Annotated in this window: 8 protein-coding genes and 2 tRNA genes; 8 read left to right on the forward strand and 2 right to left on the reverse strand. The window is 59.1% G+C overall.

Annotated features, from left to right (window positions below):
- The coding region (locus ACIOVB_RS25645; protein WP_401272064.1) for a cold-shock protein at positions 1–120 on the forward strand (120 nt) is incomplete at its 5' end.
- A gap of 126 nt (positions 121–246) precedes the next feature.
- Here ACIOVB_RS25645 and ACIOVB_RS25650 read toward each other — a convergent pair.
- Complete coding sequence (locus ACIOVB_RS25650) at positions 247–1254, reverse strand: DUF481 domain-containing protein (protein ID WP_187679486.1); 1008 nt, start codon at positions 1252–1254, stop codon at positions 247–249.
- 163 nt (positions 1255–1417) lie between these two features.
- On the opposite strand from ACIOVB_RS25650, the gene ACIOVB_RS25655 reads away from it, so the two are divergent.
- The 4 genes from ACIOVB_RS25655 (at position 1418) to ACIOVB_RS25670 (ending at position 6190) form a co-directional block, all read left to right on the forward strand.
- Positions 1418–1771 carry an MGMT family protein gene (locus ACIOVB_RS25655; protein WP_187679487.1) on the forward strand — a complete coding sequence of 118 codons (354 nt, stop codon included), beginning with the start codon at positions 1418–1420 and terminating at the stop codon, positions 1769–1771.
- Positions 1772–1814: 43 nt separating this feature from the next.
- Entirely contained in the window at positions 1815–3374 is a 1560-nt protein-coding gene (locus tag ACIOVB_RS25660; RefSeq protein ID WP_401272060.1) for an AmpG family muropeptide MFS transporter, read from the forward strand.
- Between the two features lie 129 nt (positions 3375–3503).
- Positions 3504–5219, forward strand: a complete 1716-nt coding sequence (locus ACIOVB_RS25665; RefSeq protein WP_401272061.1) for a proline--tRNA ligase — start codon at positions 3504–3506, stop codon at positions 5217–5219.
- 17 nt (positions 5220–5236) lie between these two features.
- The gene (locus ACIOVB_RS25670; RefSeq protein ID WP_305441728.1) at positions 5237–6190 is read left to right on the forward strand and encodes a hypothetical protein; all 954 of its coding nucleotides are present in this window, start codon (positions 5237–5239) and stop codon (positions 6188–6190) included.
- A gap of 48 nt (positions 6191–6238) precedes the next feature.
- On the opposite strand, the gene dinB is transcribed toward ACIOVB_RS25670, so the two are convergent.
- Entirely contained in the window at positions 6239–7300 is a 1062-nt protein-coding gene (gene dinB / locus ACIOVB_RS25675) for a DNA polymerase IV (protein WP_401272062.1), read from the reverse strand.
- A 281-nt stretch (positions 7301–7581) separates the two neighbouring features.
- Here dinB and ACIOVB_RS25680 point away from each other — a divergent pair.
- From ACIOVB_RS25680 to mprF, 3 genes are all read left to right on the forward strand, one after another.
- Positions 7582–7658, forward strand: a tRNA-Met gene (locus ACIOVB_RS25680).
- A 221-nt stretch (positions 7659–7879) separates the two neighbouring features.
- Positions 7880–7956, forward strand: a tRNA-Met gene (locus ACIOVB_RS25685).
- A 279-nt stretch (positions 7957–8235) separates the two neighbouring features.
- Positions 8236–10718, forward strand: a 2483-nt coding sequence (gene mprF, locus ACIOVB_RS25690; protein WP_401272063.1) for a bifunctional lysylphosphatidylglycerol flippase/synthetase MprF, incomplete at its 3' end; no start/stop codon positions are given.

Below are 10718 nucleotides of genomic sequence, written 5' to 3' on the forward strand. Positions count from 1 at the left end.
GTTCACTTCAAAGCTATCCAATCCGACGGCTTCAAAAGCCTGAAAGAAGGCCAACAGGTTTCTTTCATCGCTACCCGCGGTCAGAAAGGCATGCAAGCTGAAGAAGTACAAGTTATCTAACTTGTAGCTTCTTTAGAAAAGAGCCCCGCCCTCAAAGCGGGGCTTTTTTGTGGGCGTCTGTTTTTAAGGCGCTAAAAAAAACGCAGCCTGATCAGGCTGCGTTTTTTATTGAAGCCGCTACCGGCCTTACCAGGCCACGCCAAACCCTGCGGTGTAACGGGTTTTGTTCAAGTCGGCATCGTTGGTGCCGCTGATGATGTCCCGCTCGGCTTTCAGATTCAGCGACGCCCAGTCGGTGACCTTGTAGCGCAGGCCCAATTCGGCATCCAGCGCGTAGTCCGCTACGCCGGACAATGGCTTGCCCACTTCGCCATTGGTGAAGAACTCGACCTTCTTGCCGATCAGGTAGCGGTTGTAGTCCCACTTCATCGCAACGGAATAGAAGTTGTCCTTGCTGCCATCTTTGTATTCATAGTCGGTACGGTTCAACAGCGAGCCGAGCGAGAACGCGCCCAATTCGTCATCCCAAAACTGGTAACCCGGACCTGTACCGACGACTCGCTGACGGGCCAACTCTTCAACGTGGTCGCGCTTGTAATTCAGGCGCCCTTGCCAGAACCACTTATCCGTCAGGAAGCGGTCGAGTGCGTACTCGGCGCGCCAGTTGTCGGTGGTAGTCACTTCATCCTGCACTTCGCGGTTGTATTCGCCCTCGGCGGTGTGCCGCCAGCGACCGTGGCGCGCCGTAGTCTTGAAGCCGACGTCGTAATCATCGGTGTCTTTTTCTGCGCGCTGATAATCCAGCGCCAGATCGACATTACCCTTCCACACCAGATCCTCGACCACCGGTTTCGGCTTGAGGATTTGCTGGATGCTCGCCAGTTCCACGGTTTTCGGCGCTTCACCGTTGGCCAGCGTGACCTTGCCGTCATCAGCAGCGGTCAACGATTTGGCTTTCTCGCCATTATAGGCATCCTGCTTGACCAGCAATTCCTGGTCACTTTCCAGGGTCTTGACCTCTTTCCAGTCGATCGAGACAGCGCCGGCGTACTGGGTCTGAACCAACAGTTTGCCGCCATCGAACACGGTAATTTTGCCGCTCAACTTGTCACCGTTCTTCAACCAGACGGTGTCGGCAAGCAGGGGCGTGGACGCACTGAAAACAGCAAGGCACAGCAAGGTTCTGGAAAACATAAGCGAGTCGGGGGCTCAAGTTTGCGAAAAAGAACGGCATTATCCGTAGGAATAAGACCCTGACAAGGACTGACCGGACTATTTCTATTGAGTTCATTTCTCAATTGACCGATGAGGGATTACGCTTAAGCCATCCATCCGCTCCTGTTCAGGAACCGCGTACGTGACAGACCCGAACCACGATGGCGAGAGCGAAGCGCAAATCCGACGCACGGCGCTCTACTCGACCCTCGCTCAAGTGCCCGAAGGCAAGGTCGTCAGCTATGGTCAATTGGCTGACCTTGCCGGGTTGGGACGCGCTGCCCGCTGGGTCGGGCGAACCTTGAGTCAATTGCCCGGCGACACCAAACTGCCCTGGCACCGTGTATTGGGCGCCGGTGGGCGAATCAGCCTGCCGGTGGGCAGTCCATCGGGTGATGAACAACGGGCGCGTTTGCGCATGGAAGGCATCACCGTCCTGAACAATCGTGTGGATATTCAGCGCCATGGCTGGCGTCCGGTAGAGCACAGCGGTTAGAGTGCGCGCTTTGTTTTCGCAATCTTGAGGCAGACTTCAGCCCATGCCCCGTAAAACCTGGCGCGCCGCGCTCGCCGCCTATGCCAGTCCTTCGACGCTCGTGCTGTTGTTGCTCGGTTTCGCCGCCGGCCTGCCGTACATGCTGGTGTTTTCAACGCTTTCGGTCTGGCTGCGTGAAGCGGGTGTGGCCCGTGAAACCATCGGCTACGCCAGCCTCATCGGCCTGGCTTACGCGTTCAAATGGGTCTGGTCACCGCTGCTCGATCAATGGCGCTTGCCGTTGCTGGGCAAGCTCGGCCGTCGCCGCTCGTGGCTGGTGCTCTCGCAAGCACTGGTGATTCTCGGTTTGATCGGTATGGGTTTCTGCGATCCGCAGAAGCACCTGTCCTGGCTGATCGCCATCGCCGTCGTCGTTGCGTTCGCCTCCGCCACCCAAGACATCGCGGTAGACGCCTATCGCCTGGAAATCGCCGACGACAGCCGCCAGGCCGCTCTCGCCGCCAGTTACATGTCCGGCTACCGCGTCGCCGCGCTGCTCGCCACCGCGGGCGCGTTGTTTTTCGCCGAAGGTTTCGGCTCTACCGGTTTCAACTATCAACACTCAGCCTGGGCCGGCACTTACGCGCTGTTCGGCGCACTGATGATTCCTGCGCTGCTCACTACCCTGCTGATGCGTGAGCCGCCTGTGCCGTTGCGCACCCAATTGCAAGCGGGCCGCTATACCTTCATGCACCAACTGATGTCGGTATTCGTACTGATCGTGCTGCTGGTGTCCGTGCCGGCGATGTTCACCCAGCTCTACAACACCGATTTCGCCAGCGTGTTGTTCGAAGGCGTCAGCCCGCTCGACCTGCTGCTGGAAGACCGCGCCTTCCTGCGCGCCATTCTTTATACCTTGCTCACCTGGATGTGCCTGTCGACCATGGGTCGCCGCGGGCTGGCGCCGGTCCTGACGCCGGTCAACGACTTCATCCTGCGCTACCGCTGGCAGGCGCTATTGCTGCTCGGGCTGATCGCCACCTATCGGATGTCGGACACGGTCATGGGCGTGATGGCCAACGTGTTCTACATCGACCAGGGGTTCACCAAGGACCAGATTGCCAGCGTCAGCAAGATCTTCGGCCTGATCATGACCCTCGTCGGTGCGGGCATGGGCGGGCTGCTGATCGTGCGCTTCGGCATCCTGCCGATCCTGTTTATTGGCGGCGTGGCATCGGCGGGCACTAACCTGCTGTTTCTGATGTTGGCCGACATGGGGCCGAACCTGAAGATGCTGGTGGTGACCATTTCCCTCGACAACTTCAGCTCGGGACTGGCGACTTCGGCGTTCGTTGCCTACCTGTCGAGCCTGACCAACCTTAAGTTCTCCGCGACGCAGTACGCCTTGCTCAGCTCGATCATGCTCCTGCTGCCGCGCCTGATCGGCGGCTATTCCGGGGTGATGGTGGAGAAGTTCGGTTACCACAACTTCTTCCTGATCACCGCCATGCTCGGTGTGCCGACGCTGTTGCTGATCGCCCTGCACTGGTTCCAGGAAAGCCGCCGCGAAGGCCCTACACCCACGCCTGAGCCTGTGCCGACGCCGCTTGTGGAAGAATCGTAAGACGTTTCGCCAAGGGCGGGAAGAATCCCGCCCTTGTGTCCCTCCGCCGGCCGCACTTCTGTACGTCAGCAAAACTCGCCGGTACACTGCTCCGTCATTTCCAGTCATAGCAACCGACAACGGCCAACCATGCGCACCAGTCAATTTTTGCTCGCCACACAGAAAGAAACGCCTTCCGACGCGGTCGTAATCAGCCACCAGCTGATGCTGCGCGCCGGCATGATCCGCAAACTCGCCTCAGGTCTGTACACCTGGCTGCCCATGGGCCTGCGAGTGATGCGCAAGGTTGAAGCCATCGTTCGTGAAGAAATGAACGCTGCCGGCTCTCTGGAAGTGTTGATGCCGAGCACCCAACCGGCCGAGCTGTGGCAGGAATCGGGACGCTGGGAAGAATACGGCCCTGAGCTGCTGCGCATCAAAGACCGCCACGGTCGCGACTTCTGCGCGGGCCCGACCCACGAAGAAGTGATCACCGATCTGATGCGCAACGAATTGAGCAGCTACAAACAGCTGCCAATCAACCTGTACCAGATCCAGACCAAATTCCGTGACGAAATCCGCCCACGCTTCGGTTTGATGCGCGGCCGCGAATTCATCATGAAGGACGCGTACTCGTTCCACGATGATCAGGCTTCGCTGCAGGTCACCTATGACCGCATGCATCAGGCGTACTGCAACGTGTTCACCCGTCTGGGTCTGAAATTCCGCCCGGTTGAAGCGGACAACGGCTCGATCGGCGGCGCCGGCTCCCACGAATTCCACGTACTGGCCGAGTCCGGCGAAGACGATATCGCCTTCAGCAACGGCTCCGACTACGCGGCGAACATCGAGAAAGCCGAAGCGGTGCCACGGGAAACTTCCCGTCCTGCACCGGCTGAAGAGCTGCGTCTTGTCGACACTCCGGACACCAAGACCATCGCTGCGCTGGTGGAAAAATTCAGTCTGCCGATTGAAAAGACCATCAAGACCCTGATCGTGCACGCGGAAGAAGAAGGCAAGCTGATTGCCCTGGTCATCCGTGGCGACCACGAACTGAACGAAATCAAGGCAGCCCAGCAACCAGGCGTGGCCAGCCCGCTGGTCATGGCGTCCGATGCCGAACTGCGTGACGCCATTGGCGCCGGCGCTGGTTCCCTCGGCCCGCTCAACCTGCCGCTGCCAATCATCATCGACCGCTCGGTCGAACTGATGAGCGACTTCGGCATCGGCGCGAACATCGACGACAAGCACTACTTCGGCGTGAACTGGGAGCGCGATCTGCCGGTTCCGACCGTGGCTGACCTGCGCAACGTGGTTGCCGGCGACCCAAGCCCGGACGGCAAAGGCACGCTGGAAATCAAACGTGGCATCGAAGTCGGGCACATCTTCCAGCTGGGCAACAAGTACAGCAAGGCGATGAAGTGCGAAGTGCTGGGCGAGAACGGCAAGCCAGTGACCCTGGAAATGGGCTGCTACGGCATTGGCGTGTCCCGCGTGGTGGCTGCCGCGATCGAGCAGAACAACGATGCGAACGGCATCATCTGGAGCGACACCCTGGCGCCGTTCCAGATTGCTCTGGTACCGCTGCGTTACGAAACCGAGCAGGTTCGCGAAGCCACCGACAAACTGTACGCAGAACTGACTGCGGCCGGTTTCGAAGTGCTGCTGGATGATCGCGACAAGAAAACCAGCCCGGGCATCAAGTTCGCGGACATGGAGCTGATCGGCATTCCACACCGGATCGTGGTCAGCGACCGCGGCCTCGCCGAAGGCAACCTGGAATACAAGAGCCGTACCGAAGGCGAGGCGCAAGCGCTGCCGGTGGCTGACGTATTGTCCTTCCTTCAGGCTCGTATCCGCCGCTGAAACCAGATAGAGACGTCATGTTCAAGCGAAACACCTTGGGCCTCGGAGGCACCGCCCTGTGCGGTGCCCTGCTGGTCAGCGGCTGTGCCAATCACATGTCACAGCGCAGCGAGCACGAAGAGCGTGTCGAGCGAAAGTTGCTCGATCACACTTTGCAGATCGATGTCGGTGAGCCCAAGGAACTTGAGCTCCCGCAGCGACGCGTGAAGATCAACGAGCAGAAGACATTCGAAGTCACCGAATTCGAAGTCACCCGCCGTTACGACCGCTACACGCCTTACCAACCCTGGCGGGAAGTCTACGAGATTCCGCTGGGCGCGGTGGCGGTGGTCGGTGGCGTCGGCGCGAACGTGGTCAACGTCTTTGCGCTCGGCAATTTGCCGGACAGCGTGACCAAGGACTGGCTGAGCTACGGTTTTGCCGGGCTCAATCCGTTCATGAACGTGCAGTCCAACGGTCGTGCGCAACAGAATCTGGCCGGTATCGATGAAATCCAGCGCGACAAGCGCACGGAGTACTCGAGCCTGCCGTGGAGCGAGCGACCGGTGCAAGTCAAGGCCGGCAAGCAGACATTCGACATGACCACCGACCGTAACGGCGTGCTGCGTCTTAACCTGCTCGACAGCCCGTTTGCCGAAAATGATCTCAATCATGTCGGCAAATTGCAGATCAGCGTCGAAGACGCCAAGGATGAAGTTCACTCTGACTCAACCCTGATGATCAGCAGCCACCTGCGGGGCAAGTTGCTGGAAGCTCACGGGCTGATTTACGACGATCTGGAAGACGACGAAGTGAGCCAATGGGTACACCGGGTCAAACGTCTGTCGGAATTGGGTCTGGAAGAAGAAGCCAGCGAGCTGGAACAAAGCCTGATCGAACTGACGCGAAACGATCCAGAGTTGCAGGCTGAGTTTCTCAAGTCGCTGACCAAGGATGCGGGGCGGTTGGTGGCGGATCCGGGACCGAATTAAGCTCTGTTAAAAGATCGTCCTATCGGACGATCTTTTGCTTTTAAGGGTTCAACGCTCAAACAACTCCATCTGCTCAAACCCGCCACGCAAATCCTCCAGCCTCACCCCAACCCCAAGCAACCGCACCGGTTTACCCCCGCGATTGAACGCCTGCGTCAGCATTAACTGATAACTGCCCAGATCCCGACCCGCCCCGGCCTGCTCCAATGTGGTCTGGGTAAAATCGTGGAATTTCACTTTGACGAACGGCTTACCCGGCCGATAGCTGCTGTCGATCCGCGCCATGCGGGTCTTCAGGGTTTCCAGCAGCTCCGGCAATTTGTCCAGGCAACTGCGCAGGTCCGGCAGATCGACATCGTAGGTATTTTCCACACTGATCGACTGACGGCGACTGTCGTTGTGCACCAGCCGATCATCGATCCCACGCGCCAGACTCCAGAGGCGCTCGCCAAAACTACCGAATTCACGCACCAGCGCCAGCTTGTCCCATTCACGCAACTGCATGCAGTCGACGATACCGAGCTTGCCCAACTTGTCTGCGGTGACCTTGCCGACGCCGTGCAGCTTGTTCACTGGCAACCCGCTGACGAAATCCTCGACTTGATCCGGTGTGATCACGAACAAGCCGTTGGGCTTTTTCCAGTCGCTGGCGATCTTCGCCAGAAACTTGTTCGGCGCCACGCCAGCAGAAACCGTGATGTGCAACTGATTGGAGACCCGGCGACGAATATCCTGGGCAATGCGCGTGGCACTGCCGCCAAAATGCGCGCTGTCCGACACGTCCAGATAGGCCTCATCCAGCGACAGCGGCTCGATCAGATCGGTGTAATCGGCAAAGATCGTGTGAATTTCCTTTGAGGCTTCGCGATAGGCATCCATACGCGGTTTGACAATGGTCAGATCCGGGCACAACTTCAAAGCATGCCCGGATGCCATTGCCGAGCGCACGCCATAGGCACGCGCCTCGTAATTACAGGTGGCGATCACCCCACGCCGATCCGCCGAACCACCCACCGCCAACGGCTTGCCGGCCAGACGCGGGTCATCGCGCATCTCGATGGCGGCGTAGAAACAGTCACAGTCGATGTGGATGATTTTTCGCTGAGTCATGTCAGAAAAGGAAACGTGGCGAGCCGGGTCGGCAGTATCTCACTGACACCTGTATATAGCACCAGTGGTGCTGAATGTTCTTTTATGACTGTAGGAATCGTCCTGTGAATTTATTTTCTCAATCGAAAAGCGACCTTCAATAGAGCTGAAAGCCTTACCCCACCTGCCCTGCGGCTTCTTTCAAGTACCGACAAAGAGCGCTAACCGATTGAACCTCAACAGTTTTATCCGGATTGAAGGTTGACAGCCCAGCGATCCTCTGTAGAATGCCGACACACAGACGCGGGATGGAGCAGTCTGGTAGCTCGTCGGGCTCATAACCCGAAGGTCGTCGGTTCAAATCCGGCTCCCGCAACCAAACATCAAAAAAGGCTACTCGAAAGAGTGGCCTTTTTTGTGCGCGCTTGTTTTTCAGGTTCAGACCTCTTCACCCAGAGAATAGCCAAACAGGAACTCGTTTCATTTCCGAAACTTAACGCGTTACCTGCGACCGTTTGACGCGATTCCACACTTATTTGACCCTTTACGGGATTAGCGGTTGACACCTCGCCGTTCGCCTGTAGAATGCCGCCACACAGACGCGGGATGGAGCAGTCTGGTAGCTCGTCGGGCTCATAACCCGAAGGTCGTCGGTTCAAATCCGGCTCCCGCAACCAAACATCAAAAAAGGCTACTCGAAAGAGTGGCCTTTTTTGTATCTGTGGAAAAAGTCCTTTCGCAACAATGATCTGTCACTGTGCAGTGAATCGTCCAGGATCTTCAGAACCGCCGTGCTGCGACTATGCTTTGAGTCGCGGGCAAGAGGTCTGCAATCCATGACTGCCCTCGCCGATACTTGGTGAGAGGCGTAGTATTTTGTGATTATTTTTTTCTACAGGGATTGGTAACTTGGCTGGATACCTCCATCCTGTCGCGCACAATCCAAGAGGTGATTGATGCGCGCCAACTCGTCTGATCCACAAGACACCGTCACAGCGAACCAACCGATCAAACCCGAGCGCCTGCGCTTGCTGGATCGGTTAAGCAAATATCGTCAACCGATCGGTCTGGCGGTCACTCTGCTGTTGTTTGCCATTGCCCTGATTGCCTGTCGCCACTTGCTCGCCGAACTCGATCTCGATGCTTTGCACGACTCGATTCTCGACGTACCGAAACCCGCCCTGCTCGGCGCATTCGCAGCGACCGTGGTCGGCTTCATTATTCTGCTGGGCTATGAATGGTCGGCCAGTCGCTATGCTGGCGTGACATTGCCACCGCGCACGCTGGCCCTCGGCGGCTTCACGGCGTTTGCGATTGGCAACGCGATCGGTCTGTCGCTGCTGTCCGGCGGTTCGGTGCGCTACCGTTTATATGCACGACTGGGTCTGGGAGCGTCGGAAGTCGCGCACATGACCTTATTCGCCAGCCTGTCGCTGGGCTGTGCCCTGCCGCCACTGGCTGCTCTAGCGACGTTGAGCGACCTGCCCGCTGCATCTCAGGCACTCGGCCTCTCGGAAGGCTTGCTCGGCACTGTTGCCGTGACCGTGCTGCTGCTCGGCGCCATCCTGATGATAGGCATCTATCGCCGTCGCCTGCCGGAACAACCCTACCCCGATAACCTGCTGGTCAAGGCCGGACGCCGCACCCTGCGCCTGCCGGGTCGACGCCTGACCTTCCTGCAACTGGTGATCACCGCCCTCGACGTCGCGGCGGCCGCCACCGTGCTGTATCTGTTGCTGCCAGAAGCCCCGCCCTTCGGCGCGTTTTTGCTGGTGTACCTGCTGGCGCTGGCCGCTGGCGTACTCAGCCATGTACCGGGTGGCGTTGGCGTGTTCGAAGCGATCCTGCTCGCCGCATTCGCCGACAAGCTCGGTGCTGCGCCACTGGCCGCTGCATTGCTGCTGTATCGCCTGATCTATGTCGTGCTGCCGCTGCTGGTGGCTTGCGTACTGCTGCTGATCAACGAAGGCCAGCGCCTGTTTCAGACCCAGACCATGCGCGCGGCGTCCGGTCTGGCTGCGCCGATTCTGGCGGTACTGGTGTTCCTGTCCGGTGTGGTGCTGCTGTTTTCCGGTGCCACGCCTGAAATCGATACGCGTCTGGAGCACATCGGCTTTCTGATCCCACATCGCTTGGTCGACGCCTCGCACTTCGGCGCCAGCCTGATCGGCGTGCTCTGCCTGATGCTGGCGCAGGGCCTGCGCCGTCGCTTGTCGGCCGCGTGGATGCTGACCACCATTCTGCTGCTGGTTGGCGCCCTGCTCTCCCTGCTCAAGGGTTTCGACTGGGAAGAAGCCTGTTTGATGACCCTCACTGCCGCGCTGCTGGGGGTATTCCGTCGCTCGTTCTATCGTCCGAGCCGTCTGACTGAGTTGCCGTTCTCGCCGCTGTATCTGGTGGCCAGCCTGTGCGTGCTCGGTGCTTCGGCCTGGCTGCTGCTGTTTGCCTATCAAGACGTGCCGTACAGCCATCAATTGTGGTGGCAGTTCACCCTCGACGCTGACGCCCCGCGCGGCTTGCGCTCGTTGCTCGGCGCCGCCGTGCTGTTGCTGGTGATTGCCTTGACCTGGTTGCTGCGCACTGCGCGCCCGGTCATTCACCTGCCGACCCCGGACGAACTCGACCGCGCGGCGAAGATTCTGATGGCGTCGTCGCAACCCGACGGCGGTCTCGCACTGACGGGTGACAAGGCGTTGCTGTTTCACCAGAACGACGAAGCGTTCCTGATGTACGCCCGCCGTGGCCGCAGTCTGGTGGCGCTGTACGACCCGATCGGCCCTGGCCAGCAACGCGCCGAGATGATCTGGCAGTTCCGCGACCTGTGCGATATCCATCACGCTCGCCCTGTGTTCTATCAAGTGCGCGCGGAGAACCTGCCGTACTACATGGACATCGGCCTGACCGCGATCAAACTCGGCGAGGAAGCCCGGGTCGATCTGCATCGCTTTGACCTGGAAGCCAAGGGCAAGGAGATGAAAGATCTGCGTTACACCTGGAACCGTGGCACCCGTGACGGCCTGTCGCTGGAAATTCACGAGCCGGGTCAGGCGCCGATGGATGAGCTCAAGGTGATTTCCGATGCCTGGCTGACCGGCAAGAACGTGCGCGAGAAAGGCTTCTCCCTCGGCCGCTTCAGCGACGATTACCTGAAGCATTTCCGCATTGCGGTGATTCGCTTCGAGGGGCGCCCGGTGGCGTTCGCCAACCTGCTCGAGACCTACAGCCATGATCTGGCCAGTCTCGACCTGATGCGCGCACACCCGGATGCCCCGAAACTGACCATGGAATTCATGATGGTCGGCCTGATTCAACACTATAAGAGTCACGGATACGCGCGCTTCAGCCTGGGCATGGTGCCGTTGTCGGGGTTGCAACCCCGGCGTGGTGCACCGCTGACCCAACGTCTGGGCTCGATGGTTTTCCGCCGTGGTGAGCAGCT

The sequence above is a fragment of the Pseudomonas sp. NPDC087639 genome (genome assembly GCF_044743385.1).
In the GTDB taxonomy this organism is placed as follows: domain Bacteria; phylum Pseudomonadota; class Gammaproteobacteria; order Pseudomonadales; family Pseudomonadaceae; genus Aquipseudomonas.